The following is a 26,736-nucleotide window of genomic DNA, read 5'->3' as shown; positions in this document are numbered from 1 at the left end:
AGTGAAGCGCAGCAAGGCACTCCGCGGCGGCGACGCCAAGGTCGACCGCACGCGGCAGTACGCACCCCTGGAGGCCATCCGCCTCGCCAGGGAGACGTCCACGACGAAGTTCGACGGCACCGTCGAGGTCGCCATGCGCCTGGGCATCGACCCGCGCAAGGCCGACCAGATGGTCCGCGGCACCGTGAACCTCCCGCACGGCACCGGCAAGACCGCCCGGGTCCTGGTCTTCGCGACCGGTGACCGTGCAGCGGCCGCGGAGGCCGCGGGCGCCGACATCGTCGGCGCCGACGAGCTGATCGAGGAGGTGCAGAAGGGCCGCCTCGACTTCGACGCGGTCGTCGCCACCCCGGACCTCATGGGCAAGGTCGGCCGCCTCGGCCGGGTCCTCGGCCCCCGCGGTCTGATGCCGAACCCGAAGACCGGCACGGTCACGCCCGACGTGGCGAAGGCCGTCACCGAGATCAAGGGCGGCAAGATCGAGTTCCGCACCGACAAGCACTCCAACCTGCACTTCATCATCGGCAAGACCTCGTTCGACGAGCAGAAGCTGGTGGAGAACTACAGCGCGGCGCTGGAAGAGGTGCTGCGGCTCAAGCCGTCGGCCGCCAAGGGCCGTTACATCAAGAAGGCCACGATCACCACGACGATGGGCCCCGGTATCCCGGTGGACCCGGCGCGGGTGCGCAACCTCCTGACGGAGGACTCCGCGGTCTGAGGCGGTCCGGCGGGGCCCGTACGGGGCAACACCCGTTCGACGAACACGCATCGACTGTCACGGCCAGGCAACGGGTCGGATCCGGAACGCCCAAAGGGAACCGGGTCCGGCCCGTTTCTCGTGTTCACTGGCCGTACGGGCAGAACATCTGCCCGGCGAACGAACTGACCACGAGGGGGCGGCGATTCTCATGCACACGACCGTGAAGCGCGCAGGTGTCTCGCTGGGGGCGGCGGTGCTGCTCGCATTCGCGGCGGCCTGCGGATCCGACTCCGGCGGCGGTGACGGCGGTTCCGGCAACGGGGGCAGCGACGGCGGCAGCGGTGGCGGCAGCGGCACCGTACGGGGCGCACAGGCCGCGCTGCAGGCGATCAACGACAAGACCACGGGCGCGGCGTCGTCGAAGTTCGAGAGCACCATGGTCATGGGCGAGGCGATGACCACCGAGAACGAGGGCGAACTCGACTGGTCCGACGGCGCGATCGGCACCGCCACCGTCAAGTACACCGACGGCCAGATGGCTTCCTCGATCCAGATGATGGACGACGACGGCACCCTGGATGCCCGCTACCTGCCGGACGCGTACTACGCCGGCGTCGAGGGCGCGTTCCAGACCCAGTACCCGGACAAGAAGTGGATCCGCTACGACTACGACGACATGGCCGAGGTCATGGGCCCGTCCGGGGACTACATGAAGGACCAGATGCAGAACAGCACCCCGGGGCAGGCCGTGACGCTGCTGCTGGCCTCGGAGGACGTCGAGGAGGTCGGCCAGGAGGAGGTGCGCGGCGTCCAGACCACGCACTACTCCGGCACCGTGGACGTCGCCGACCTGGCCCGCGCGTCGTCCAAGACGCTCAGCGAGGAGCAGCTGTCGGACCTGGAGGACCAGCTTGAGGCGTCCGGCGTCACCACGCAGACCGTCGACATCTGGGTGGACGAGAACGACCTGATGATCAAGCGTGAGGAGGCCGGGAAGATGACGGGCGGCGAGTTCAGCTCCACCGTCTACTACTCGGACTACGGCACCGAGGTCGAGGTCGAGGAGCCCTCGTCGGCGGAGAGCATCGACTTCACCGAGATCCAGTAGCAGGTGGCGGAGACGCCTGGCGCCTCCGGCGAGGTTCACGGGACGGTCGGGCCCCTCTGCCCGGGCGGCACCGCACCTCGCCGGGGGCGCTAGCGTGTTCCTTCCACTCGCCGGGACACGTGTGCCCGGACGGAAAGGATGACGATGCGCTCGACGTTCGTACGGGGCGGTGCCGCGCTCGGCGCGGCAGCCCTCGCCCTGACCGCCTTCACGGCCTGCTCCGACGACGGGGGAGACGGCACGGCGGACGGCAGGGCGGACGGCAAGAAGGGCGGGAACGCCGGCCAGGCGGTGGATGTCACGCCCGCCGCCGCCGTCCGCAAGGCCACGGACAACGCGGAGAAGCTCACCTCCCTGACGTACCGGATGGACAGCAAGGTCCCCGGCGAAGGCGTCATGGCGGGCACCGGGTCCATGAGCACGGACCCGCCCGCCATGGAGATGAAGATGACGATGGAGGGGGCGACCGCCGCGGAGAGCGGCGAGATGGAGATACGTCTCGTCGACGACGCCGCGTACATGAAGCCCGGCGAAGAGGCCGCCGCCGAGATGGGCGGCAAGACCTGGATCAAGATCGGCATGCCCGACGCGGAGGCCGGCGGCGAGGACGCGCTGCTGGAGCTGGATCAGGAGCTGGCGAAGGAGAACCCGACCGACGACGCCCAGATGATGACCGCGGCCGAGGACCTGAAGGAGGTCGGCGAGGAGGAGATCGAGGGGGTCGGGACCACCCGCTACACCGGCACGGTCACCCTCGACGACCTCCGCGCGGAGCTGAAGGACGAGGACGCGGAGACGAAGAAGGACCGCCGGGAGAAGATCGACGAGATGGCGGAGCTCGGCGTCGACGAGCTCACCATGGACATGTGGATCGACGGTGAGGACCACACCAAGCAGTTCCGCACGCGGGCCGAGACGAAGGAGGGACCCATGGACACCACCATGACCTTCCTGAGCTACAACGAGCCCGTCACGGTGCAGGCCCCGCCGCCGTCCGAGACGGCGGACATGAGCGACGTGACGCAGAACCCGGAACTCAACGGGGGCACCATGTAGCGCTGGACGGCGCGTCGCGTACGGCCGGCCGTCCCGGGGGCGATTTGCCCGTGGGACGGCCGCTGCCGTACGCTTCCTCCTCGTAGCCAAAGACCGCTGGCCGTCGCCGTGCGCCCGCAAGGGGGTGCGGTGGCCGAAGGCTCCGCGTACGCCGCGGACGGCCCGCGCAGGTGAATGAGGCAGATCCTCCCGCCGGGCCCCGGGTCCGTGCGGTCGAGTCACGCCCCGTGCGCCTGCGCCGGGGCGTTCGTCGTGTGCGAGGGCCTCGTGCAGCCGAAGGGCGGTCACATCACCCGGAAGGAGGCTGAGGCTCATGGCGACGCCGGACAAGGTCGAGGCCGTCAAGGAGATCACGGACAAGCTCCGTAGCTCCCACGCGGCCGTCGTGACCGCGTACACCGGACTGAGCGTGGCGCAGCTGAAGGACCTGCGCCGTTCTCTTGGAGAGAACGCGCAGTACCGAGTGGTGAAGAACACGCTGACCAAGATCGCGGCGAAGGAGGCCGGGCTCGACCAGCTGGACGAGCACCTCCAGGGCTCGACCGCGGTGGCCTTCGTGACCGGTGACCCGGTCGAGGCGGCCAAGGGGCTGCGTGACTTCGCCAAGAACAACCCCGCGCTCGTCATCAAGGGCGGTGTCCTCGACGGCAAGGCCCTGACCGCCGCGGAGATCAACAAGCTCGCGGACCTCGAGTCCCGCGAGGTGCTGCTCGCCAAGCTGGCCGGTGGCATGAAGGCGTCCATGGCGAAGGCCGCGGCGACCTTCCAGGCCCCGCTGTCGAAGTTCGTCCGCACCGCGGACGCGCTGCGCGACAAGGTCGAGCAGGGCGGTGCCGGTACACCGGCTCCCGCCGACGCCGCGGAGTAGCGAGAGCGCTCCCGCGGCTTGGGGGGCACCGTGAACGCCCGCCGCACTGATGCAACAGCACAACCGGCACCAGCCGACTTAGTGGAAGGACCGCCACCATGGCGAAGCTCAGCCAGGACGACCTGCTCGCGCAGTTCGAAGAGATGACCCTCATCGAGCTCTCCGAGTTCGTCAAGAAGTTCGAGGAGAAGTTCGACGTCGAGGCCGCCGCGCCGGCCGCCGTCGTCGCCGCTCCGGGTGGCCCCGCCGCCCCGGAGGCCGCCGAGGAGAAGGACGAGTTCGACGTCGTCCTCAACGGCGCCGGCGAGAAGAAGATCCAGGTCATCAAGGTCGTGCGCGAGCTGACCTCGCTCGGCCTGAAGGAGGCCAAGGAGCTGGTCGACGGCACGCCGAAGGCGGTTCTGGAGAAGGTCAACAAGGAGGCCGCGGAGAAGGCCAAGGAGTCCCTCGAGGGCGCCGGCGCCTCCGTCGAGGTCAAGTGACCCCGTCCCGGCCGGTCGGGGCGTTGTGAGCCCCGCCCGCCGGGCCTGGGGGCCCTGCCGGGCCTCCGTGTCGCCGACGAGGGCGATCACCCATCCGGGTGGTCGCCCTCGCTGTGTTGCCGGGCCCCCGGCCGGAGCGCTTGCCCCGCGCGCACCTGCGGGTATGGTGATCTTCACCGGCAGGGGCGCGCCGACATGATCTCCCTGGGGCAGGGGGGCCTTGACGAACGGCCAGCGGCGCGCGATTCTCAGGTCGTCACATCGGTCCGTACTCCGAGGCATGGATCGATGACGGAGTGGGAATGGCTTCAAGCGCGAAGGCATCCGGTACTCGGCATAACTTCAGGGGAGGCCCCACGCGAGGCGGGCGCTCCCCAGGCAGGGAGAGATCGAAGATTTGCTGGTCTCCAGCCTCCGCTGGACATCAGTGTGGCGAGTCGCTACACTGACCCTTTGCGCTGCCTGTTAACTGCCCCCTGCCCGTCACCAGGGGTCTGTCCAGAGCTCGTACGATCTTGAGAGACACGCTTTGACCTGGGCGTCTCCTCTCCCGTGTGGGTTTTGGGACCGGTACGCGCGTAGTGAGTCCGAGCCCTCGGAAGGACCCCTCTTGGCCGCCTCGCGCACCGCCTCGACCGCTAGTACGAACAACGGCGCCAGCACCGCCCCGCTGCGCATCTCTTTCGCGAAGATCAAGGAGCCCCTCGAGGTTCCGAACCTTCTTGCGCTCCAGACCGAGAGCTTTGACTGGCTGCTCGGCAACGACGCCTGGAAGGCTCGTGTCGAGGATGCCCTGGACCACGGACAGGACGTCCCCACCAAGTCCGGCCTCGAGGAGATCTTCGAGGAGATCTCCCCGATCGAGGACTTCTCCGGGTCGATGTCGCTGACCTTCCGCGACCACCGCTTCGAGCCCCCGAAGAACTCCATCGACGAGTGCAAGGAGCGCGACTTCACGTACGCCGCGCCGCTCTTCGTCACCGCCGAGTTCACCAACAACGAGACCGGCGAGATCAAGTCCCAGACGGTCTTCATGGGCGACTTCCCGCTCATGACCGACAAGGGCACCTTCGTGATCAACGGCACCGAGCGTGTCGTGGTCTCGCAGCTGGTCCGCTCGCCGGGCGTCTACTTCGACTCCTCCATCGACAAGACCTCCGACAAGGACATCTTCTCCGTCAAGGTGATTCCCTCCCGGGGCGCCTGGCTGGAGATGGAGATCGACAAGCGCGACATGGTCGGTGTCCGCATCGACCGCAAGCGCAAGCAGTCGGTCACCGTGCTGCTCAAGGCGCTCGGCTGGACGAACGAGCAGATCCTGGAGGAGTTCGGCGAGTACGAGTCCATGCGCGCCACCCTGGAGAAGGACCACACCCAGGGGCAGGACGACGCGCTGCTCGACATCTACCGCAAGCTGCGCCCGGGCGAGCCGCCGACCAAGGAGGCCGCGCAGACGCTGCTGGAGAACCTGTACTTCAACCCCAAGCGCTACGACCTCGCCAAGGTCGGCCGCTACAAGATCAACAAGAAGCTGGGCGCCGCCGCGCCGCTCGACGCGGGCACGCTGACGGTCGAGGACATCATCGCCTCGATCAAGTACCTGGTGAAGCTGCACGCCGGCGAGGTCGAGACCGTCGGGGACAACGGCCAGTCCGTGGTCGTCGAGACCGACGACATCGACCACTTCGGCAACCGCCGCATCCGCAACGTCGGCGAGCTGATCCAGAACCAGGTGCGTACGGGCCTCGCCCGCATGGAGCGCGTCGTGCGCGAGCGCATGACGACCCAGGACGTCGAGGCGATCACGCCGCAGACCCTGATCAACATCCGGCCGGTCGTCGCCTCCATCAAGGAGTTCTTCGGCACCAGCCAGCTGTCGCAGTTCATGGACCAGACGAACCCGCTGTCGGGCCTGACCCACAAGCGCCGGCTCAACGCGCTCGGCCCCGGTGGTCTGTCCCGTGAGCGGGCCGGCTTCGAGGTCCGCGACGTGCACCCGTCGCACTACGGCCGCATGTGTCCGATCGAGACGCCGGAAGGCCCGAACATCGGCCTGATCGGCTCGCTCGCCTCGTACGGCCGGGTCAACGCGTTCGGCTTCATCGAGACCCCGTACCGCAAGGTCGTCGATGGCGTCGTCACCGACGAGGTGGACTACCTGACGGCCGACGAGGAGGACCGCTTCGTCATCGCGCAGGCCAACGCGCCGCTGACGAACGACCTGCACTTCGCCGAGAACCGGGTCCTGGTCCGCCGCCGCGGCGGCGAGGTCGACTACATCCCCGGCGACGACGTCGACTACATGGACGTCTCGCCGCGCCAGATGGTGTCGGTCGCGACCGCGATGATCCCCTTCCTGGAGCACGACGACGCCAACCGCGCCCTCATGGGCTCGAACATGATGCGCCAGGCCGTGCCGCTGATCCGGGCCGAGGCGCCGCTCGTCGGCACCGGCATGGAGTACCGCTGCGCGGTCGACGCCGGTGACGTCATCAAGGCCGAGAAGGACGGCGTGGTCCAGGAGGTCTCCGCGGACTACGTCACCGTCGCCAACGACGACGGCACCTACACCACGTACCGCGTCAACAAGTTCCACCGCTCCAACCAGGGCACCTCCTTCAACCAGAAGGTGCTCGTGGACGAGGGCTCGCGCGTCATCGAGGGCCAGGTGCTCGCCGACGGCCCCTCGACCGACGAGGGCGAGATGGCGCTCGGCAAGAACCTCCTGGTGGCGTTCATGCCGTGGGAGGGCCACAACTACGAGGACGCCATCATCCTCAGCCAGCGCCTCGTGCAGGACGACGTCCTGTCCTCGATCCACATCGAGGAGCACGAGGTCGACGCCCGCGACACCAAGCTGGGCCCCGAGGAGATCACCCGGGACATCCCGAACGTCTCCGAGGAGGTCCTCGCCGACCTCGACGAGCGCGGCATCATCCGCATCGGCGCCGAGGTCGTCGCCGGCGACATCCTGGTCGGCAAGGTCACGCCCAAGGGCGAGACCGAGCTGACCCCGGAGGAGCGGCTGCTGCGCGCGATCTTCGGCGAGAAGGCCCGCGAGGTCCGCGACACGTCGCTGAAGGTGCCGCACGGCGAGACCGGCCGCGTCATCGGCGTCCGCGTCTTCGACCGCGAGGAGGGCGACGAGCTGCCGCCCGGCGTCAACCAGCTCGTCCGCGTCTACGTGGCCCAGAAGCGCAAGATCACCGACGGCGACAAGCTCGCCGGCCGGCACGGCAACAAGGGCGTCATCGCCAAGATCCTGCCGATCGAGGACATGCCGTTCATGGAGGACGGCCACCCGGTCGACATCATCCTCAACCCGCTCGGCGTGCCCTCCCGGATGAACCCGGGTCAGGTGCTGGAGATCCACCTGGGCTGGCTCGCCGCCCAGGGCTGGGACGTCTCCGGCATCAAGGAGGAGTGGGCCGAGCGCCTGCAGGGCATCGGCGCCGACCAGGTAGCCTCCGGCACGAACGTCGCGACGCCCGTCTTCGACGGCGCCCGCGAGGACGAGCTGGCCGGCCTGATCCAGAACACCCTGCCCAACCGCGACGGCGACCGCATGGTGCAGCCGTCCGGCAAGGCGCAGCTGTTCGACGGGCGCTCCGGCGAGCCGTTCCCGGAGCCGATCTCCGTCGGCTACATGTACATCCTCAAGCTGCACCACCTCGTGGACGACAAGCTCCACGCCCGGTCCACCGGCCCGTACTCGATGATCACCCAGCAGCCGCTGGGCGGTAAGGCGCAGTTCGGCGGCCAGCGGTTCGGCGAGATGGAGGTGTGGGCCCTGGAGGCGTACGGCGCCGCGTACGCGCTGCAGGAGCTGCTCACCATCAAGTCGGACGACGTCACCGGGCGCGTGAAGGTCTACGAGGCCATCGTCAAGGGCGAGAACATCCCCGAGCCGGGCATCCCCGAGTCCTTCAAGGTGCTCATCAAGGAGATGCAGTCCCTGTGCCTGAACGTGGAGGTGCTCTCCTCCGACGGCATGTCCATCGAAATGCGCGACACGGACGAGGACGTCTTCCGTGCCGCCGAAGAGCTTGGCATCGACCTGTCCCGGCGCGAGCCGAGCAGCGTCGAAGAGGTCTGACGGGTCCGGCGGCGACTTCCTTCGAAGCCGCCGCCTCCCCCGCGACCCCGATCAGACCCATTGACACACGACCCTGAGAGGGATTGACGAGAGTGCTCGACGTCAACTTCTTCGACGAGCTGCGGATCGGCCTGGCGACCGCGGACGACATCCGGACCTGGTCGCACGGCGAGGTCAAGAAGCCCGAGACCATCAACTACCGCACCCTCAAGCCCGAGAAGGACGGCCTCTTCTGCGAGAAGATCTTCGGCCCCACCCGGGACTGGGAGTGCTACTGCGGCAAGTACAAGCGCGTCCGCTTCAAGGGCATCATCTGTGAGCGCTGCGGCGTCGAGGTGACCCGCGCCAAGGTGCGCCGGGAGCGGATGGGCCACATCGAGCTGGCCGCGCCCGTCACGCACATCTGGTACTTCAAGGGCGTCCCGTCGCGCCTGGGCTACCTGCTCGACCTGGCGCCGAAGGACCTGGAGAAGGTCATCTACTTCGCCGCCTACATGATCACGTGGGTGGACGACGAGCGCCGGCAGCGCGACCTGTCGTCGCTGGAGGCGCAGATCTCCGTCGAGCGCCAGCAGATCGAGCAGCGCCGCGACGGCGACCTGGAGGCCCGGGCCAAGAAGCAGGAGGCCGACCTGGCCGAGCTGGAGGCCGAGGGCGCCAAGGCCGACGTGCGCCGCAAGGTGCGCGAGGGCGGCGAGCGCGAGATGAAGCAGCTCCGCGACCGGGCCCAGCGCGAGCTGGACCGCCTGGACGAGGTGTGGAACCGCTTCAAGAACCTCAAGGTCCAGGACCTGGAGGGCGACGAGCTGCTCTACCGCGAGCTGCGCGACCGCTTCGGCACGTACTTCCAGGGCGGCATGGGCGCCGCGGCGCTGCAGAAGCGCCTGGAGTCCTTCGACCTGGACGAGGAGGCGGAGAAGCTCCGCGAGATCATCCGTACCGGCAAGGGCCAGAAGAAGACCCGCGCCCTGAAGCGGCTGAAGGTCGTCTCCGCGTTCCAGCACACCCGCAACAGCCCCAACGGCATGGTGCTGGACTGCGTCCCGGTGATCCCGCCGGACCTGCGTCCGATGGTGCAGCTGGACGGTGGCCGCTTCGCGACCTCCGACCTGAACGACCTGTACCGCCGCGTCATCAACCGCAACAACCGGCTGAAGCGGCTGCTCGACCTCGGCGCGCCCGAGATCATCGTCAACAACGAGAAGCGCATGCTGCAGGAGGCCGTCGACGCGCTGTTCGACAACGGCCGCCGCGGCCGGCCGGTGACCGGGCCGGGCAACCGTCCGCTGAAGTCGCTGTCCGACATGCTCAAGGGCAAGCAGGGCCGCTTCCGGCAGAACCTGCTCGGCAAGCGCGTCGACTACTCGGCCCGCTCCGTCATCGTCGTCGGCCCGCAGCTGAAGCTGCACCAGTGCGGCCTGCCCAAGGCCATGGCGCTGGAACTCTTCAAGCCGTTCGTGATGAAGCGCCTGGTGGACCTCAACCACGCGCAGAACATCAAGAGCGCCAAGCGGATGGTCGAGCGCGGCCGCACGGTCGTGTACGACGTGCTGGAAGAGGTCATCGCCGAGCACCCGGTGCTGCTGAACCGGGCGCCGACGCTGCACCGCCTCGGCATCCAGGCGTTCGAGCCGCAGCTGGTCGAGGGCAAGGCCATCCAGATCCACCCGCTCGTCTGCACCGCGTTCAACGCGGACTTCGACGGCGACCAGATGGCCGTACACCTGCCGCTGTCCGCGGAGGCGCAGGCCGAGGCCCGCATCCTCATGCTGTCCTCGAACAACATCCTCAAGCCCGCCGACGGCCGGCCGGTCACCATGCCCACCCAGGACATGGTGCTCGGGCTGTTCTTCCTCACCACCGACGAGATCGAGGGTGAGAAGAAGGGCGAGGACCGGTCGTTCGCCTCGGTCGCCGAGGCGATCATGGCCTTCGACGCCGGCGAGCTGTCCCTGCAGGCGAACGTCGACATCCGCTTCCCGGTCGGCTCCGTGCCGCCGCGCGGCTGGACGCCGCCGGTGCCGGAATCGGACGACGGCGTCGGGGGAGGGGCAGGCGCCGACCTGGACTGGCAGCCGGGCGACCCGTTCCGCCTGCGTACGACGCTGGGCCGCGCGCTCTTCAACGAGCTGCTGCCCGAGGACTACCCGTTCATCCACTACACCGTCGGCAAGAAGCAGCTCTCCGAGATCGTCAACGACCTCGCCGAGCGCTACCCGAAGGTCCTCGTCGCGCAGACCCTCGACAACCTGAAGTCCTCGGGCTTCTACTGGGCCACCCACTCCGGCGTCACCATCGCCATCTCGGACGTCGTCGTCCCGGAGGCGAAGAAGGAGATCATCGCCGGGTACGAGGCCCAGGACGAGAAGGTCCAGAAGCAGTACGAGCGCGGCCTGATCACCAAGGACGAGCGCACTCAGGAACTGATCGCGATCTGGACCAAGGCGACCAACGAGGTCGCCGAGGCCATGAACGAGAACTTCCCGAAGACCAACCCGATCTTCATGATGGTCAACTCGGGTGCGCGCGGAAACATGATGCAGATGCGCCAGATCGCGGGCATGCGCGGCCTGGTGTCCAACGCCAAGAACGAGACCATCCCGCGGCCGATCAAGTCCTCGTTCCGCGAGGGCCTGTCCGTGCTGGAGTACTTCATCTCCACGCACGGCGCCCGCAAGGGTCTCGCCGACACCGCGCTGCGCACCGCCGACTCCGGGTACCTGACCCGGCGTCTGGTGGACGTCTCACAGGACGTGATCATCCGCGAGGAGGACTGCGGCACCGACCGCGGTCTGAAGCTGGCGATCGCGTCGACCGGCGCCGACGGCGTTCTCCGTAAGGAGGAGGACGTCGAGACCTCGGTGTACGCGCGCTGCCTCGCCGAGGACATCGTCGTCGACGGCAAGGTGCTGGCCCCCGCCGGCACCGACCTGGGCGACGTGCTCATCGACGAGCTGATCCGCCACGGCGTGGCGACGGTCAAGACCCGCTCGGTGCTCACCTGCGAGTCCGCCGTCGGCACCTGCGCCATGTGCTACGGCCGTTCGCTGGCCACCGGCAAGCTGGTGGACATCGGCGAGGCCGTGGGCATCATCGCCGCCCAGTCCATCGGCGAGCCCGGCACCCAGCTGACGATGCGTACCTTCCACACCGGCGGTGTGGCGGGTGAGGACATCACCCAGGGTCTGCCGCGTGTCGTCGAGCTCTTCGAGGCCCGTACGCCCAAGGGCGTGGCGCCGATCTCGGAGGCCGCGGGCCGGGTGCGGATCGAGGAGACGGAGAAGACCAAGAAGGTCGTCGTCACTCCCGACGACGGTTCCGACGAGGTCGCGTACGGCGTGTCCAAGCGCGCCCGTCTCACCGCCGGCGAGGGCGACCACGTCCAGGTCGGCCAGAAGCTGACCGTGGGTACCGAGAACCCGCACGACGTGCTGCGCATCCTCGGCCAGCGGGCCGTGCAGGTCCACCTGGTCGGCGAGGTGCAGAAGGTCTACAACAGCCAGGGCGTGTCCATCCACGACAAGCACATTGAGATCATCATCCGGCAGATGCTGCGCCGGGTGACGATCATTGAGTCCGGCGACGCGGAGCTGCTGCCGGGCGAGCTGGTCGAGCGCTCGAAGTTCGAGCACGAGAACCGCCGCGTGGTGGCCGAGGGCGGGCAGCCGGCCTCCGGCCGGCCGCAGCTGATGGGTATCACGAAGGCGTCGCTGGCCACCGAGTCGTGGCTGTCGGCGGCGTCGTTCCAGGAGACGACCCGGGTGCTGACCGACGCGGCGATCAACGCCAAGTCGGACTCCCTGATCGGCCTCAAGGAGAACGTGATCATCGGCAAGCTGATCCCGGCCGGTACGGGTCTCTCCCGCTACCGCAACATCCGGGTGGAGCCCACCGAGGAGGCCAAGGCCGCGATGTACTCGACCGTCGGCTACGACGACATCGACTACTCGCCCTTCGGCACCGGCTCCGGCCAGGCGGTCCCGCTGGAGGACTACGACTACGGCCCGTACAACCAGTAAGGCGGCCTCCGTCGCCGTACGGACCGCTGGGCGGCTCTCCCCCGGGAGAGCCGCCCAGCGGCGTTCCAGGGGCCTCTGCGACGGTCGTACGGGGTCCCGGCCGCCCCAGGGGGGAGCAACGTGCTGCACGGGGCTACCATGAAACAACGCGCGAACGGGACAACGTGGTGTACAGGGGGCGCACGGCCGCGGTACGAACTTCGCGGCCCCGCGCCGGAACTCCCTCGGCGCCCCGTGCGTCGAGCACAATAGAAAGCACGCGGTACGTGGAGACCGCGGGTGGGGAGGTTCCTGAGTGTCCATGCAGCCGTGGGACCAAAGCCGGCCTCCGTCCATGCGTGCCTCGCACGCCGACCGGGAGCGGACCGTCGACGTGATCAAGGCCGGGTTCGCCGAGGGCAGGCTCACCCAGCCGGAGTACGAGCAGCGCATGTCGCGGGCGTACGAGGCGCAGACGTACGGCGAGCTGCACACGCTCATCTCGGACCTGCCGCAGGGCCCGATCGGCATCCCGACGATGCCGGCCGTGGTGCCGCGTACGTTCCAGCCCGTCCCCGTCCTGCCGCCGCCGCGGTCCACGAACAGCTCGGCGGTCGGCGCGCTGGTGTGCGGGGCGCTGGTGCCGGTGGTCGGCGTGACGTTCATCCCGGCGATCATCCTGGGGCACAAGGCGCGCGCCGAGATCCGCAGGACCGGCGAGCAGGGCGACGGGATGGCGCTGGCGGGCCTGGTCATCGGCTATCTGGCGCTCAGCTTCGTGGCGTTCATCGCGCTGATCGTGGCGGCCGTGGCCAGCAGCGGCGCATAAGGTTACCCGAGTTCGCCGTCCCTTATGTCTTTTTGTTTTGACCGGAGCGGGTAGCTGTAGGTACGCTCTGACCTTGTGCCTGGGGTGTCCCCGGGTCTTCGCGTGCGCGGGGCGCTCCCGCGAAGGCGCCGAGGCTGTGACACCGAAGAGCTGCACTTCCCCGTGATATTGGCGGGGACGTTCGGGGCTTGCGACACACCCGACCGCGTGGGTCGGGGGCCGGCCGGTCTTCACGGACAAAACCCCAGGTTAGAAGTATCGAGATCGGCACACAGAAACCGGAGAAACGGTGCCTACGATCCAGCAGCTGGTCCGCAAGGGCCGGCAGGACAAGGTCGAGAAGAACAAGACGCCCGCGCTTGAGGGTTCGCCCCAGCGCCGCGGCGTGTGCACGCGTGTGTTCACCACCACCCCGAAGAAGCCGAACTCGGCCCTGCGTAAGGTCGCGCGTGTGCGTCTGACCAGCGGGATCGAGGTCACCGCTTACATTCCGGGGGAGGGGCACAACCTCCAGGAGCACTCGATCGTGCTCGTGCGCGGTGGCCGTGTGAAGGACCTGCCGGGCGTTCGCTACAAGATCATCCGCGGTTCGCTCGACACCCAGGGTGTCAAGAACCGCAAGCAGGCCCGCAGCCGCTACGGCGCCAAGAAGGAGAAGTAACCATGCCTCGTAAGGGCCCCGCCCCGAAGCGACCGGTGCACATCGACCCGGTCTACAACTCTCCTCTGGTGACCTCGCTGATCAACAAGGTGCTGCTGCACGGCAAGCGCTCCACCGCCGAGCGCATCGTCTACGGCGCCATGGAGGGCCTGCGCGACAAGACCGGCAACGACCCGGTGATCACCCTGAAGCGCGCCCTGGAGAACGTCAAGCCGGCCATCGAGGTCAAGTCCCGCCGGGTCGGCGGCGCGACGTACCAGGTCCCGGTCGAGGTCAAGCCCGGCCGGTCCGCCACGCTCGCGCTGCGCTGGCTCGTGGGTTACTCCCGCGCCCGCCGCGAGAAGACGATGACCGAGCGGCTCATGAACGAGCTGCTGGACGCCAGCAACGGCCTCGGCGCCTCCGTCAAGCGCCGCGAGGACACCCACAAGATGGCCGAGGCCAACAAGGCCTTCGCGCACTACCGCTGGTAGTCGAGAACCCCGTATTACGAGAGAGAAGACTGAGCCAACATGGCCACCACTTCACTTGACCTGGCCAAGGTCCGCAACATCGGGATCATGGCGCACATCGACGCGGGCAAGACGACCACCACCGAGCGGATCCTGTACTACACCGGTGTCTCGTACAAGATCGGTGAAGTCCACGACGGCGCAGCCACGATGGACTGGATGGCGCAGGAGCAGGAGCGCGGCATCACGATCACGTCTGCCGCGACGACCTGCCACTGGCCGCTCGACGAGGTCGACCACACCATCAACATCATCGACACCCCGGGCCACGTCGACTTCACCATCGAGGTGGAGCGTTCGCTGCGCGTGCTCGACGGTGCGGTGACGGTGTTCGACGGCGTCGCCGGCGTCGAGCCGCAGTCCGAGACCGTGTGGCGCCAGGCCGACCGCTACGGCGTCCCGCGCATCTGCTTCGTCAACAAGCTGGACCGCACGGGCGCCGAGTTCCACCGCTGTGTCGACATGATCACCGACCGGCTGGGCGCGACCCCGCTGGTCATGCAGATCCCGATCGGCACCGAGGCGGACTTCAAGGGCGTCGTCGACCTGGTCCGGATGAAGGCCCTGGTCTGGTCGCCCGAGGCGAAGCTCGGCGAGGCGTACGACGTCGTCGACATCCCGGAGACGCACCTGGAGGCGGCGGACGAGTGGCGCGGCACGCTGCTCGAAGCCGTCGCCGAGAACGACGAGGAGATGATGGAGCTGTACCTCGAGGGCGAGGAGCCCACCGAGGAGCAGCTGTACGCGGCCGTGCGCCGCATCACCATCAACTCCGGCAAGGGCGAGGGCACCACCGTCACCCCGGTCTTCTGCGGCACCGCGTTCAAGAACAAGGGCGTGCAGCCCCTGCTGGACGCGATCGTGCGGTACCTGCCGTCGCCGCTGGACGTCGAGGGCGTCGAAGGCCACGCCGTCGACAACCCCGACGAGGTCATCGTCCGCCGGCCTTCGGAGGAGGAGCCGCTCTCGGCGCTCGCCTTCAAGATCGCCAGCGACCCGCACCTGGGCAAGCTGACCTTCATCCGGGTCTACTCGGGCCGGCTGAACTCCGGCTCGCAGGTGCAGAACTCGGTGAAGGGCCGCAAGGAGCGCATCGGCAAGATCTACCGGATGCACGCCAACAAGCGCGAGGAGATCGACTCGGTGGGTGCCGGCGACATCGTCGCCGTCATGGGTCTGAAGCAGACCACCACCGGCGAGACCCTGTGCGACCCGGCGAAGCCGGTGATCCTGGAGTCGATGGACTTCCCGGCCCCGGTGATCGAGGTCGCCATCGAGCCGAAGTCCAAGGGCGACCAGGAGAAGCTGGGCGTAGCGATCCAGCGCCTCGCCGAGGAGGACCCGTCCTTCCGGGTCAAGACGGACGAGGAGACCGGTCAGACCATCATCTCGGGCATGGGCGAACTGCACCTGGACGTGCTGGTCGACCGTATGAAGCGCGAGTTCAAGGTCGAGGCGAACGTCGGTAAGCCGCAGGTGGCGTACCGCGAGACGGTCCGCCGGCCGGTGCTGAAGCACGAGTACACGCATAAGAAGCAGACCGGCGGCTCTGGCCAGTTCGCGCGCGTGATCATCGCGCTCGAACCGCTGGAGGGCGACGGCTACGAGTTCGTCAACGAGGTCACCGGCGGCCGCATCCCCAAGGAGTACATCCCCTCGGTGGACGCGGGCGGCCAGGAGGCCATGGAGTTCGGCATCCTCGCCGGATACCCGCTGACGGGCGTGCGTGTGCGCCTGCTGGACGGTGCCTACCACGAGGTGGACTCGTCCGAGATGGCCTTCAAGATCGCCGGCTCGATGGCCTTCAAGGAGGCCGCCCGCAAGGCCGCTCCGGTCCTGCTGGAGCCGATGATGAAGGTCGAGGTCACGACGCCCGAGGACTACATGGGCGACGTGATCGGCGACATCAACTCGCGCCGTGGACAGATCCAGTCCATGGAGGACCGGGGCGGTGCCAAGCTGGTCACCGGTCTGGTCCCGCTGTCGGAGATGTTCGGCTACGTCGGCGACCTGCGCAGCAAGACGTCCGGCCGGGCGAGCTACTCCATGCAGTTCGACTCCTACGCCGAGGTTCCCAAGAACGTCGCCGAGGAGATCATCGCGAAGGCCAAGGGCGAGTGAACCCGTAGGCTGTAGCAAACGGCATACGGGGCATACCGCCGCAGATCCCCCGGGAACTGCGGCGGGTGCCCCGGCCGCCGACCACAGTCGGACAGGTCAAGGGCATCCCCCTAGGGGTCCTGACCGGTTCGGAACGACCACCTGAACCCCTCCGTAGAGGCGGGGGGCGTACAGCACCAGTCCACAGGAGGACCCCAGTGGCGAAGGCGAAGTTCGAGCGGACTAAGCCGCACGTCAACATCGGCACCATCGGTCACATCGACCACGGCAAGACCACTCTTACCGCGGCGATCACCAAGGTGCTGCACGACGCTTACCCGGACCTGAACGAGGCTTCGGCCTTCGACCAGATCGACAAGGCTCCGGAAGAGAAGCAGCGCGGTATCACGATCTCCATCGCGCACGTCGAGTACCAGACCGAGTCGAGGCACTACGCGCACGTCGACTGCCCCGGTCACGCGGACTACATCAAGAACATGATCACCGGTGCCGCCCAGATGGACGGCGCGATCCTCGTGGTCGCCGCCACCGACGGCCCGATGCCGCAGACCAAGGAGCACGTGCTGCTCGCCCGCCAGGTCGGCGTGCCGTACATCGTCGTCGCGCTGAACAAGGCCGACATGGTGGACGACGAGGAGATCATGGAGCTCGTCGAGCTTGAGGTCCGTGAGCTTCTCTCCGAGTACGAGTTCCCGGGCGACGATGTCCCGGTCGTCAAGGTCTCCGCGCTGAAGGCGCTGGAGGGCGACGCCGAGTGGGGCAAGACCGTCCTCGACCTGATGAAGGCCGTCGACGAGTCCATCCCGGAGCCGGTCCGCGAGATCGACAAGCCGTTCCTGATGCCGATCGAGGATGTGTTCACGATCACCGGTCGTGGCACCGTCGTCACCGGCCGCATCGAGCGCGGCATCCTCAAGGTGAACGAGGAAGTCGAGATCATCGGCATCAAGGAAGAGAAGACCAAGACCACGGTCACGGGCATCGAGATGTTCCGCAAGCTGCTGGACGAGGGCCAGGCCGGTGAGAACGTCGGTCTCCTTCTCCGCGGCATCAAGCGCGAAGACGTCGAGCGCGGCCAGGTCATCATCAAGCCGGGCACCGTCACCCCGCACACCGAGTTCGAGGCGACGGCGTACATCCTGTCGAAGGACGAGGGCGGTCGGCACACCCCGTTCTTCAACAACTACCGCCCGCAGTTCTACTTCCGCACCACCGACGTGACCGGCGTCGTGCACCTCCCCGAGGGCACGGAGATGGTCATGCCGGGCGACAACACCGACATGAAGGTGGAGCTGATCCAGCCCATCGCCATGGAGGAGGGCCTGAAGTTCGCCATCCGCGAGGGTGGCCGGACGGTGGGCGCCGGCCAGGTCACCAAGATCCTCAAGTGACCTGACGGTACGCGTTCCCGGGGCCCCGGCCCGCCGATTCGTTTGGCGGGGCGGGGCCTTTGGCGTGGGCGGGGTCTTTGGTGTGGGCGGGGGTGAGGGGCGGAGTGGGGCGCCGGCGGCGGCCAGGGCCTTTCTGCGCCGTAAACTGGGGGCTACTTGTCGAGTGCCTATGACGTCGCGGCGGGAGGAGACGAGCGTGGACTGCGTTGACGTCGTAGAGCGCGTGACCGATTTCCTTGAGGGCGCCCTGCCCGAAGAAGAGGAGCGGCGCTTCATCGAGCACCTGGCGGAATGCCTCAGGTGCGAGCGTTACCTCGATCAATTCCGTCAGACGATCGCCACGACGGGCGAGCTGACCCCGGACAGCATCTCACCGGACGCCAGGCAGCAGCTGCTCAGCGCTTTCAAGGACTGGCGGCGGCAGTGATCCCCCGTACCTGGTAGGAGCCCGAGTTCGGCTCCCTCCCCACGGCACGTCCGGTTCTCGCCGGGCCTTTGCCGCCATCTCCGGTTGCTCCACACGATCTCCGGTTGCCCTGCACGCTCGCTGCGCCCTTCCTCCAAGGGCTTGTAACACTCGGCGGGCGCGCCCGCACTGAACGTCTGATGGCGGGCACTTGAGCCCTCAGATCGCGCATGGCCTTCGCCCTCGTCCCCTTCGGGCGGAGGCCGTGCGACTACCGGAGACATCCATGACTTTGCTCAGAAGACTCCTGTTCGGCATCATCGCCGGACTGACAGCAGGCGTGATCGTGGCGGTCGTGACGGATCCGTCGTGGTTCCCGTGGGCAGCGCACACGGTGGTGCTGGGAGCCGTGCTGGGAGTCCTCTTCGGCGACCACAGACAGAGCAACGGCTCGGCCTTCTCCGTCGGTCTGCTCGTCGGCCTGCTCGACTGGGTGACGTGGACACTCACCCTCGCTCCCGCCGTGGAGGGGGAGAAGCCGTCCTGGACGATCGAGGTGGCCGTGTCGCGCTTCGACGAGCTCGTCGGCGCCGCCCTGTTCGGCGCGATCGCCGGGCTCGCCCTCCACGCCCTCTCCCGCTGGCGCCCGCCCCGGCCGGAGCCCTCGCGGGCCAAGCCTCATGTGGTGATCGTGGGTGGTGGTTTCGGCGGAGTGGGGGCCGCGCGTGAACTGGACCGGCGGGTCGGCCGCGGGCTCGACGCCCACGTGACGCTGATCAGCGACTCCAACTTCCTGCTGTTCACCCCGCTGCTGGTCGGCGTCGCCTCAAGCACGGTGGAGGCCCGGCACGTGAGCGCCCCGGTGCGTGCCGGGCTCAACCATGCCTCCTTCCTGCACGGGCGGGTGGCCTCGATCGACACGCAGACCCGCAACGCCTACGTCTGCACCGGTCAGGAGGAGATGCTCCGCGTGCCGTACGACCAACTGGTCCTGGCAGTTGGTGCGGTACCTCACTTCTTCGACCTTCCGGGAGTGGGCGAGCACGCCTTCCCGATGAAGTCCGTCCAGGACGCCACCAGGCTGCGTAATCACGTGCTGGGCGCGCTGGAGCAGGCCGATCTCGAACCGGACCCCGCCGAGCAGGCCAGGCTGCTGACGTTCGTGGTGGCAGGCGGCGGATTCGCCGGGACGGAGCTGGTGGCCGAACTGTTCGACCTCGTACACGACGTACTCCACTTCTATCCGCGGCTGCACGGGCTGCAGCCCAGATTCGTGATCGTGCACGCGGGGGAGCGGCTGCTGCCGGAGCTGTCGCCGCTGCTCGGCGGTTACGCGCAGCGCAAACTCGGCGGACGCGGCATCGAGTTCCGCCTCGGCGCGCGCGTGAGCAAGGCCACCGCCGAGGACATCACGCTGGACTCCGGCGAGGCCATCCCGACCCGCACGCTGGCCTGGACGGCGGGCAACCGGCCGAACCCGCTGGTGCAGCAGATCTTGCCGAAGTCGGCCGCCGTGGAACCCACCATGCAGGTCCCCGACGTGCCCGGCCTGTGGGCGCTGGGCGACTGCGCGAAGATCCCCGACCCGGAGGGTGGGGTCTACCCGCCGACCGCGCAGCACGCGATCCGCGAAGGCAAGGCGGTGGCCGGGAACATCGCCGCGGTTCTCGGCGGAGGCCGTCCCACTCCGTTCCGCTTCGGCGGGCTCGGCGTGCTGGTCTCGCTGGGGCACCGTACGGCGGCCGGAGAGATCGGCGGCCGGCGGGTCTCCGGCTTCCTCGCCTGGATCCTGTGGCGCTCGGTCTATCTGAGCAAGCTGCCAGGTGCGGAGAAGCGGCTGCGCGTACTCGCCGACTGGACCCTCGACCTGGTCTTTCCCAGGGACATCGCCTTCTCGACCAAGGATGACCGTCATGCGTAACGCCGCATTCGGCGCCCTCGCCGGCCTCGCTGGAGGGTTGGTCTTCGGTGCGGTGATGGCGGAAATCGGGTTCCTGCCCACTGTCGCGGCGATCGTCAGAACCGACTCGTCCGCCGTGGGCTTCGCCGTCCACCTGCTGATCGCGGCGATCGTCGGGAGCATCTTCGGCATGCTGGTGGCGCGCCAGCGCGAACTGCTGTTCTGGGGGCTCGCGTACGGCGTGCTGTGGTGGTTCCTCGGGCCGCTGACGCTGCTGCCGATCCTGCTGGACGAGCCCGTGGCGTGGGACGTGGCGACGGCGCAGGACCTGATCCCCAGCCTCTTCGGGCACCTGGCCTACGGAGCGTCCACGGCCGCGGGCCTCGCCCTGCTCTCGCGCAAAGAGCACCGGTTCAGGCCCAGGCCCGGTCTGCTGGTGCGCGCGTCGGCCGCCTGGCTGCTCGTCGCCCCGGTGCTCGGCCTCGGCTGGCACGGGCTGATCGTCGGCGCGCTGGCCGGTGCCTCGTACGCGCTGATCTTCGGCGATGTCCGCGAGGGCAGCGGCCCCGCCCTGATCCGCGGCGCCGCCTTCGGTTTCGTGTGGTGGGTGCTCGCGGCGGTGACGGTCTCGCCGCTGCTGGACGGCGACGGGCTGCGGTGGTCGGCGGCTGCGGTGCGTTCCGCCGTGGCGGATCTGCCCGGTTACGTCCTGCTCGGAGCCGGTGCGGCCCTGCTGACCTGCTGGCTGGGCGGTCTGGCGCGCACGGTGTTCTCCGATGACGTGCGCCATGCTCTGGAGGGCCGCCTGGCGGCCGGCGGCCGGGTGATCTCGATCTGGCACGGCGTCGTCGCCGGGCTGGCCGGAGGCGCGGTGTTCACCGGCGTCATGGTCGCCGTGGGATTCCTGCCGACCGTTGCGTCCCTGATCGGCTCCGGCTCCGCGGTTGTGGGCGTCGTCGTCCACCTGCTGATCTCCCAGATCGTCGGCGTCACCTACGCGGTCTTCTTCCGCCGTCGCAGCTTCGATCCGGCCTCGGCGATCGGCTGGGGTGTGTCCTACGGGTTCCTCTGGTGGAACCTGGGCAACCTGACGCTGCTTCCCCTGCTGCTGGGTGCCGCGCCCCGGTGGAGCGCCTCCGAACTGGCCGAGTCCTTTCCCTCTCTCGTCGGCCACCTCGCCTACGGCGCCGTGCTCGGCCTGGTGTACCAGCGGCTGGAGGAGCGGGTCAGCCCCTGGCACCTGACCCGCAGCGACGCGGCCGCGGCCAGGGCGACCGCGCGCCACGCCCAGACCCTGAGCGCGGCCCCCGCTCTGTGGAGCCTGATCACCTGCGTGGCTCTGCTCATGCCCATCCTGGTCGCCTAGTACTCCAGTTGCGCTTTGCTGTCGCTGCTGGTCAGGGCTGGGTTTCTGAGTGTACTCGCCTGACGGGTCGTCAGTGTGGGTGAGTTCGTGACCTCGGGTGCGGCGGTGGCGTTGTGCTGGTCATGCAAGATGATGTGCAGCCCGATGTCTGGTCGGTGGAACTGGAAGACCTGGACGGAGAAGCTGTGACGGGTACTCGAAGCGTGCTTGAACAGGTTGTCGCAGGGTTGTCGCAGAGGTCAGTTCACGAAGCGACGTACGGTCTCCGGGTGGATGACGAGACGTACCTGGTCTGCGGCCAGCATCTCGGCGAGGTCGTCGGCGCGGGCCGGGTCGTCGAGGTCCCAGTAGCGGGCGGCCAGGCGGGCGCACAGGTCGTGTGCTCCGTCGGGTTCCAGCGTGGTGCGGCCGGCGACCGACAGCCAGCGCTCGCGTTCACACACCGGGGCTGCGACGACGATCGAGGCGCGGGGGTCGCGGCGTAGGCGACGCACTTTGAGCGTGTCGGGGCCGGTGAACAGTTGGATCGTGCCCTCGGCGGTGGCCTCGAACCACACCGGCCGGGGCTGTGGCGGCAGCGGCCCTGCGGCCACGGACAAGAACCCGTGCAGGGGGCGTCGAAGGAACTCCAGGTCCTCGGCGGTCAGCGCACTAGCGTCGGTGTTCATCACGGCCTTTCCGATCGGAGGTCACGTATCCCACCATGCTCTCCCGAGGGCCCGGCCGGCCGATCGCCGCGTCACGCGACGGCCCTCAGGGGAGCCGGCAGGCGATGAGGCGGTCACGGGTGGGGATGTACAGGGTGTCGTCGGCTGCGGTGAGAGCCGGAGCCGTGTCCGTGACGGTGGTCGCGGCGGGGAGGGCGGCGGTCGGCGCGGGCGTCGCGGTCGCGGCTCGCCAGGGGGCGTAGACGTCGGCGTACGCTGCGTCCATGTCTGACGCGATGATTCGGGTGCCCTCCGATGTGCGGGACCGGCTGGCAGTGATCGCGGAGTCCCGAGGGATATCGATCCGCTCACTTGTTGAGGAGTTCGCGGAATCGACGCTGACCGAGGAGGAGCCGCGCGAGCGGGCCGAGCGCACGCGCGCGTACCTGGCAGAGCACTTCGGCGTCGAGGTGAGCGATGAGGAGAGCGCGGCGATGGGGCGCAAGCTCCGAGAGGCGTTCTCCGGGCAGCAGGGCACGGCCGTGTGATCCTGCACCATCTCGTCCTCGACACCCCCGCTCTGCTCGCGTTTTCGGGGAATCGGCAGGTATCCGCGCAGATCCACCGGGCACACGTCGAGGCCAATGCGCGGCCGTGGGCCCCGGTGCACTCGGTGGTGGAGGCCGACCGCGAGCATCCGAGGATCGCCGAGCAGGTCGGGCAGTTGGACGTCATCCACATGCTGGACCTGGACCATCCGGCCGCGCTCGCCGTCGCACACCTGCTCCGGGACGGCGTACCCGCGGGTGTCGCCGCTGCGATCCACGCGGCCCGGCACCTACCCGAGTGGGGCGCTGCGGCGCTGGTGGCGACGGTCGAACCGAAGGCGTACGCGGACCGCGAGGTGCCGTTTCTCGATCTCGATCGCTGACTACGAGTGTGCCGGCGCAGCGTTCGGAAGTCCTTGCGACGCGCCTCACAGGGTGCCGCGGCCCGGCGATGACGGGGGCGGTGGCACCCCCGTCCCGGTGACGGCGGCGCACGATGAATGCCGCGCCCCGCGGTGCCGGAGAAAGACGGCTGCAGGCCCAGCGGGGCGTAACCGGAACAGGGCGTTCGCATATTGCCGGTTCCGGCAACCGTTCTCTTTCGGTATGCGGAATGGAATTCCAATTTCCTGGTGCGAGCGGTAGCGGACTGCGCCTCTGCATCCGCGTTATCCACAGGCTCACATGCGGGGTGGTGCAGGCCGCTGCGGCTCCGATAGCGTCGGCTGCCTGAAGTGCCGTCACCGTAACCGGGAGTTGATCGTGTCCCCCCGCGCCCATTCCGCCGCCGCGATGGCGGCTGCCGCCGCCCTGAGCCTGTTGCTGACCGCCTGCGGCGGAGACGAGGACGGCGATGCCTCGTCGGACGACAAGATCCAGGGCGCCGACAAGGCGACGGAGTCGCCGTCGCCGAGCCCTTCGGAGGAGGCAGCGGGCAGACCGGAGATCAAGTTGCCGGAAGATGTCAAGTACGAGTTCGAGTGGGCGGAGACCGGCGATCCGGACAAGGACGCCGTGCTGCGGGATGGGGAACAGCTCATCAAGGCGATCGACGTGGCGATTGCCGACCAGGAGCCGACCCACGATGCGTTGTTGTTCTATACCGAGGGCGAGGCTGCCGCTGAAGCTGAGCGGTTCGTCCGGTTGTTCGTAGACGAGAAGTCCCGGACGACCGGGAAGTACCGCTTCTATGACGAGCAGGTGGAGATCAACGACGACGGGACCGCCACGCTCATCTACTGCGAAGACCAGGGCAAGGCATACAACAAGTCCTTGAAGACGGGGAAGGTGGACGTCACGCCCGTCACCGAGGACAGCTACCTCGTCTACAACACGAAGCTACGCAAGAACGATGACGGCGTGTGGATCACCGAGCAGGTTGTGTCGGAAAGGGGTGCGTCGCAATGTCAGCCGTGAGGACCTTCCGCGGGGCCCTGGCCGCGTTATGCATGCTCGGCATCCTGGTCGCACAGCCGCTCTCCGCGTCCGCGGATGAGACACCCGGCGGTGCCGATTTCGGTGGTGGCGGCGACGACGGTGGCGAGCAGGCTGACGGTGGTGCACAAGGGCAGAACTTGTACGCCGAGGTTGGCGGGGTCGTGGTTGACGAGTCGGAGAACGGGGCCGGGGGCGGCTCTGGGGGGTCCGGCGGGGCGTTGGATCCCGTGGGGGACTGGTCGCCGCCGCCTTGCTGGTATGCGCCGCAGTACACGCCCAAGCAGCTGAAGCAGGAGATGGAGGACATTTGGGCCGCGGAGTCCACCGGATACCAGTGGGACGCCGAGCAGCGGGCGAAGTACGCCGACGGTGGGGACGAGCCGGGGACGTACGAGGACTTCAACATGGCGAAGTCCGACGACGGTTACTGGTGGGACGGCTACGTGCCAGAAGGCGGTGCCGGGGTTCCGGGTGCGTTGGAGTGCGATGACGGGCCGTTCTGGGTGGACACAGGCGATCCGCCGCCGGCGGAGTTTGAGAACGCGGTGACGCCGGAGGTCCTCGCAGGGCTTGCGTACGACCGTATCCGGGTGCCGGATACGGAGATCAGCCTCAAGCCCGACGCCCAGAACGCGCAGAAGGTGAATCTCCCGACCTGGGCCTGGCTGGACGACGCCACCTTCGAACCCGTCTCGGTCACCGCCGAGGTGCCGGTCCTTGACCTGTGGGCCAGGACCACCGCCACTCCGGTGTCGCTCACCCTCGACCCCGGCACCGATGACGCCGAGTTGTACCCCTCCTCGGGCACCTGCCCCATCAACGACGACGGTTCCATCGGCACTCCGTACACCCCTGGATCGGCGGAGGAGACTCCGCCCTGCGGGCTGACCTACCTGCGCGCCACGCCGGACGGCGAGACCTACCCGTTCCGCGCCACGATCACCTGGTCCATCGAGTGGGAAGGCTCCGGCGCCACCGGCGGTGACCTGCCCGACGGCTCCTTCGGCGCGACCACGGACCTGGAGGTCGACGAGATCCAGTCCGTCGTCCGCTGACGAGCGCAAGGAGGGGCACGTGAGCGATCTGTACGTGGAGATGGAGACCCTCGACCGGGTCCGGCGCAACATCGAGCGTATTTCGGAGCTGATGAAGCGGCCGGGACGGGAGATGGAAGACGTCGACGGCTGGTCGATGGGCGTGGAGGTGCTGGCCAACCGAATGGATGAATTCGGCGATGAATGGTCGTACGGGATCGGGCAGATCGAGAAGTTCTCCGACGCGGCGTCCGAGGCTCTGCTGAAGGTCAAGCAGGAGTTTCAGCGCGTGGACTCCGAGCTCGCGGATGCCCTTCCGGGGCGGGGTGGAGGGAGGGGATGAGCGCGTTACAGCCGGCCGACTTCTCGTCCCTCGGGTTCATGCCCTGCCCGGGTGATGTGCGGGGTGCGGAGGATGTCGCCAGGGTGGTGGGGCGGACGGCACGGGCACTGTCGGAGATATCCCACGTGCTGCACGGGACCGGGCCCGGCGACTGGAAAGGCAAAGCGGCCGAGGCGTTCCGGGAGAAGTTCGAGGACGACTTCCGGCCCAAGATGGACGAGGCCCGTGATTCGTTCGGCATGGCCGCCAACGCCCTGGAGGGCTGGGCCCGGTACATGCGCACCCAGCAGGCGACGGCACGTCGGCTGGAGCGGGAGGCCGAGGACGCCGAGCGCGAACTGAGCAAGGCGCTGCGCAGGCTGGACGCGGCCACCGGAGACGACGACAAGCCCTCGGACGAGAACTCCCCGGACCGGTACCGGCAAGCCAGCACGGCAGGGGACAAGGCCGGTCGGGCCCGCGAGGAGGAGCAGCGCCGAGAGGCGCAAGGCGCCGTCGACGACGCATCCGTGAGGCTGGAAGACGTGCGCCGCCGCGCCCGTGCGCTGGCCGAGGACTACCGCGCCGAGGGCCACATGGTCGCGAACCGCCTCCACGGCGCGATGGAGATCGCCCCCGACGAGCCCGGGCTGTTCGACAAGATCGGCGACACGATCAGCGATCTTTCCGGCTCGTTCGGCGAGTACCTGGAGACGGTGACGGAGGGCATCGCCAAGCTCGCCGACGATCTCATCCAGTGGATCGAGGACCACGCCGCCAACATCGCGGCCGTCGGAGACGTGTTCGCTGCCGTTAGCGCGGTTCTCGGCGCTGTCTCCATGGCGTTCTACGCCGCTGCTGCGGTAACTAAGATTCCCCACCTCGGGGCGATTGCAGTCGCCCTCAGTGAGGTGTCGGCCGGTACAGCAGCTATCGCCTTGGTCACGCACGGCCTTGCGCGAGCAGCAGGGGCCGATGTCTCAGATCGCACATTAGCGCAAGATGTGGTGGGCGCCATACCATTCGGGGCGAATGCGCGGTTTATCGGGAAGACAGGGCAGGCGATTGCAGGAAGTCGCCACGCAAAGGGAGCGTCGGTGCTCGGTCTGGCTGACTCGGCGGTTGGGCTCATAATGAACCCGAAGGTATTCGAAAACTTCGCCCCACGGGATAATCGGCAGAAAGCAGAGATGTTCCTTCCCGGCGGGCATGTCATGCTCGTCGCGGTTGAGAATGCGTGGAAGTCCGCCTGAC

The 26,736-nt window shown here is 68.2% G+C and carries 23 protein-coding genes; 21 read left to right on the top strand and 2 right to left on the bottom strand.

From position 1 onward, the window contains the following. The first annotated feature begins 1 nt into the window (after position 1). The 15 genes from rplA to T328_RS14545 all read left to right on the top strand — a co-directional run bounded on the left by rplA (position 2) and on the right by T328_RS14545 (position 21,494). Positions 2-718 carry a 50S ribosomal protein L1 gene (rplA, locus tag T328_RS14615; protein WP_496496456.1) on the top strand — a complete coding sequence of 239 codons (717 nt, stop codon included), beginning with the start codon at positions 2-4 and terminating at the stop codon, positions 716-718. A gap of 190 nt (positions 719-908) precedes the next feature. Next, positions 909-1,808: an SCO4651 family lipoprotein gene (locus T328_RS14610; protein ID WP_496496455.1), complete on the top strand. Its 900-nt coding sequence runs from the start codon at positions 909-911 to the stop codon at positions 1,806-1,808. A gap of 144 nt (positions 1,809-1,952) precedes the next feature. After that, a complete protein-coding gene (locus T328_RS14605) occupies positions 1,953-2,864 on the top strand; it encodes an SCO4651 family lipoprotein (protein WP_496496454.1) in 912 nt (303 codons plus the stop codon). Positions 2,865-3,177: 313 nt separating this feature from the next. Beyond that, positions 3,178-3,732 carry a 50S ribosomal protein L10 gene (gene rplJ / locus T328_RS14600; RefSeq protein WP_496496453.1) on the top strand — a complete coding sequence of 185 codons (555 nt, stop codon included), beginning with the start codon at positions 3,178-3,180 and terminating at the stop codon, positions 3,730-3,732. Positions 3,733-3,830: 98 nt separating this feature from the next. Next, positions 3,831-4,214 (top strand): 50S ribosomal protein L7/L12, encoded by a 384-nt coding sequence (gene rplL / locus T328_RS14595; protein WP_496496452.1) that lies wholly within the window; start codon positions 3,831-3,833, stop codon positions 4,212-4,214. A 610-nt stretch (positions 4,215-4,824) separates the two neighbouring features. After that, a complete protein-coding gene (gene rpoB / locus T328_RS14590; RefSeq protein WP_496496451.1) occupies positions 4,825-8,310 on the top strand; it encodes a DNA-directed RNA polymerase subunit beta in 3,486 nt (1,161 codons plus the stop codon). A 92-nt stretch (positions 8,311-8,402) separates the two neighbouring features. Further along, positions 8,403-12,329: a DNA-directed RNA polymerase subunit beta' gene (locus T328_RS14585; protein WP_496496649.1), complete on the top strand. Its 3,927-nt coding sequence runs from the start codon at positions 8,403-8,405 to the stop codon at positions 12,327-12,329. A gap of 334 nt (positions 12,330-12,663) precedes the next feature. Continuing rightward, a complete protein-coding gene (locus tag T328_RS14580; protein ID WP_496496450.1) occupies positions 12,664-13,137 on the top strand; it encodes a DUF1707 and DUF4190 domain-containing protein in 474 nt (157 codons plus the stop codon). Between the two features lie 289 nt (positions 13,138-13,426). Further along, positions 13,427-13,798 (top strand): 30S ribosomal protein S12, encoded by a 372-nt coding sequence (gene rpsL / locus T328_RS14575; RefSeq protein WP_003948652.1) that lies wholly within the window; start codon positions 13,427-13,429, stop codon positions 13,796-13,798. A gap of 2 nt (positions 13,799-13,800) precedes the next feature. Then, positions 13,801-14,271 carry a 30S ribosomal protein S7 gene (gene rpsG / locus T328_RS14570; protein ID WP_496496449.1) on the top strand — a complete coding sequence of 157 codons (471 nt, stop codon included), beginning with the start codon at positions 13,801-13,803 and terminating at the stop codon, positions 14,269-14,271. A gap of 39 nt (positions 14,272-14,310) precedes the next feature. Continuing rightward, the gene (gene fusA, locus T328_RS14565) at positions 14,311-16,431 is read left to right on the top strand and encodes an elongation factor G (protein WP_496496448.1); all 2,121 of its coding nucleotides are present in this window, start codon (positions 14,311-14,313) and stop codon (positions 16,429-16,431) included. A gap of 197 nt (positions 16,432-16,628) precedes the next feature. Beyond that, positions 16,629-17,822 (top strand): elongation factor Tu, encoded by a 1,194-nt coding sequence (gene tuf / locus T328_RS14560; RefSeq protein ID WP_027771071.1) that lies wholly within the window; start codon positions 16,629-16,631, stop codon positions 17,820-17,822. Positions 17,823-18,018: 196 nt separating this feature from the next. Then, entirely contained in the window at positions 18,019-18,249 is a 231-nt protein-coding gene (locus tag T328_RS14555; RefSeq protein ID WP_496496447.1) for an anti-sigma factor family protein, read from the top strand. A 265-nt stretch (positions 18,250-18,514) separates the two neighbouring features. Further along, the gene (locus tag T328_RS14550) at positions 18,515-20,149 is read left to right on the top strand and encodes an NAD(P)/FAD-dependent oxidoreductase (RefSeq protein ID WP_496496446.1); all 1,635 of its coding nucleotides are present in this window, start codon (positions 18,515-18,517) and stop codon (positions 20,147-20,149) included. Continuing rightward, on the top strand, positions 20,142-21,494 hold the full coding sequence (locus T328_RS14545) for a hypothetical protein (protein WP_496496445.1): 1,353 nt from the start codon (positions 20,142-20,144) through the stop codon (positions 21,492-21,494). Before T328_RS14550 ends, T328_RS14545 begins: the two co-directional genes overlap by 8 nt. 239 nt (positions 21,495-21,733) lie before the next feature. Here T328_RS14545 and T328_RS14540 read toward each other — a convergent pair whose 3' ends face one another. Beyond that, positions 21,734-22,162: a pyridoxamine 5'-phosphate oxidase family protein gene (locus tag T328_RS14540; RefSeq protein WP_496496444.1), complete on the bottom strand. Its 429-nt coding sequence runs from the start codon at positions 22,160-22,162 to the stop codon at positions 21,734-21,736. Positions 22,163-22,247: 85 nt separating this feature from the next. After that, positions 22,248-22,427, bottom strand: coding sequence for a hypothetical protein (locus T328_RS14535; RefSeq protein ID WP_496496443.1), 180 nt, complete (start codon positions 22,425-22,427; stop codon positions 22,248-22,250). Here T328_RS14535 and T328_RS14530 point away from each other — a divergent pair. The 6 genes from T328_RS14530 (at position 22,426) to T328_RS14505 (ending at position 26,735) form a co-directional block, all read left to right on the top strand. Next, positions 22,426-22,689, top strand: coding sequence for a hypothetical protein (locus tag T328_RS14530; RefSeq protein ID WP_496496442.1), 264 nt, complete (start codon positions 22,426-22,428; stop codon positions 22,687-22,689). The two genes, T328_RS14535 and T328_RS14530, sit on opposite strands and share 2 nt — an antisense overlap. Continuing rightward, entirely contained in the window at positions 22,686-23,072 is a 387-nt protein-coding gene (locus T328_RS14525) for a PIN domain-containing protein (protein ID WP_496496441.1), read from the top strand. Before T328_RS14530 ends, T328_RS14525 begins: the two co-directional genes overlap by 4 nt. A 379-nt stretch (positions 23,073-23,451) precedes the next feature. Beyond that, positions 23,452-24,105 (top strand): hypothetical protein, encoded by a 654-nt coding sequence (locus T328_RS14520; protein ID WP_496496440.1) that lies wholly within the window; start codon positions 23,452-23,454, stop codon positions 24,103-24,105. Beyond that, complete coding sequence (locus T328_RS14515) at positions 24,093-25,181, top strand: hypothetical protein (protein WP_496496439.1); 1,089 nt, start codon at positions 24,093-24,095, stop codon at positions 25,179-25,181. Before T328_RS14520 ends, T328_RS14515 begins: the two co-directional genes overlap by 13 nt. 19 nt (positions 25,182-25,200) lie before the next feature. Beyond that, complete coding sequence (locus T328_RS14510) at positions 25,201-25,503, top strand: hypothetical protein (RefSeq protein ID WP_496496438.1); 303 nt, start codon at positions 25,201-25,203, stop codon at positions 25,501-25,503. After that, the gene (locus T328_RS14505; RefSeq protein ID WP_496496437.1) at positions 25,500-26,735 is read left to right on the top strand and encodes a putative T7SS-secreted protein; all 1,236 of its coding nucleotides are present in this window, start codon (positions 25,500-25,502) and stop codon (positions 26,733-26,735) included. Before T328_RS14510 ends, T328_RS14505 begins: the two co-directional genes overlap by 4 nt. Position 26,736 lies beyond the last annotated feature (1 nt).

Source organism: Streptomyces sp. CNX435 (genome assembly GCF_059570575.1).
This window is presented reverse-complemented; position numbering and strand designations above follow the sequence as displayed.

What these genes read in the sequence shown, in the direction of transcription:
- rpsG (WP_496496449.1), top strand. Translation starts at nt 13,801, where the DNA reads ATGCCTCGTAAGGGCCCCGCCCCGAAGCGACCGGTGCACATCGACCCG.
- T328_RS14515 (WP_496496439.1), top strand. Translation starts at nt 24,093, where the DNA reads ATGTCAGCCGTGAGGACCTTCCGCGGGGCCCTGGCCGCGTTATGCATG.
- T328_RS14505 (WP_496496437.1), top strand. Translation starts at nt 25,500, where the DNA reads ATGAGCGCGTTACAGCCGGCCGACTTCTCGTCCCTCGGGTTCATGCCC.
- T328_RS14540 (WP_496496444.1), bottom strand. Translation starts at nt 22,162, where the DNA reads ATGAACACCGACGCTAGTGCGCTGACCGCCGAGGACCTGGAGTTCCTT.
- rplL (WP_496496452.1), top strand. Translation starts at nt 3,831, where the DNA reads ATGGCGAAGCTCAGCCAGGACGACCTGCTCGCGCAGTTCGAAGAGATG.
- T328_RS14580 (WP_496496450.1), top strand. Translation starts at nt 12,664, where the DNA reads ATGCGTGCCTCGCACGCCGACCGGGAGCGGACCGTCGACGTGATCAAG.
- T328_RS14535 (WP_496496443.1), bottom strand. Translation starts at nt 22,427, where the DNA reads ATGGACGCAGCGTACGCCGACGTCTACGCCCCCTGGCGAGCCGCGACC.
- T328_RS14550 (WP_496496446.1), top strand. Translation starts at nt 18,515, where the DNA reads ATGACTTTGCTCAGAAGACTCCTGTTCGGCATCATCGCCGGACTGACA.
- T328_RS14610 (WP_496496455.1), top strand. Translation starts at nt 909, where the DNA reads ATGCACACGACCGTGAAGCGCGCAGGTGTCTCGCTGGGGGCGGCGGTG.
- rplJ (WP_496496453.1), top strand. Translation starts at nt 3,178, where the DNA reads ATGGCGACGCCGGACAAGGTCGAGGCCGTCAAGGAGATCACGGACAAG.
- T328_RS14605 (WP_496496454.1), top strand. Translation starts at nt 1,953, where the DNA reads ATGCGCTCGACGTTCGTACGGGGCGGTGCCGCGCTCGGCGCGGCAGCC.
- fusA (WP_496496448.1), top strand. Translation starts at nt 14,311, where the DNA reads ATGGCCACCACTTCACTTGACCTGGCCAAGGTCCGCAACATCGGGATC.
- T328_RS14530 (WP_496496442.1), top strand. Translation starts at nt 22,426, where the DNA reads ATGTCTGACGCGATGATTCGGGTGCCCTCCGATGTGCGGGACCGGCTG.
- T328_RS14545 (WP_496496445.1), top strand. Translation starts at nt 20,142, where the DNA reads ATGCGTAACGCCGCATTCGGCGCCCTCGCCGGCCTCGCTGGAGGGTTG.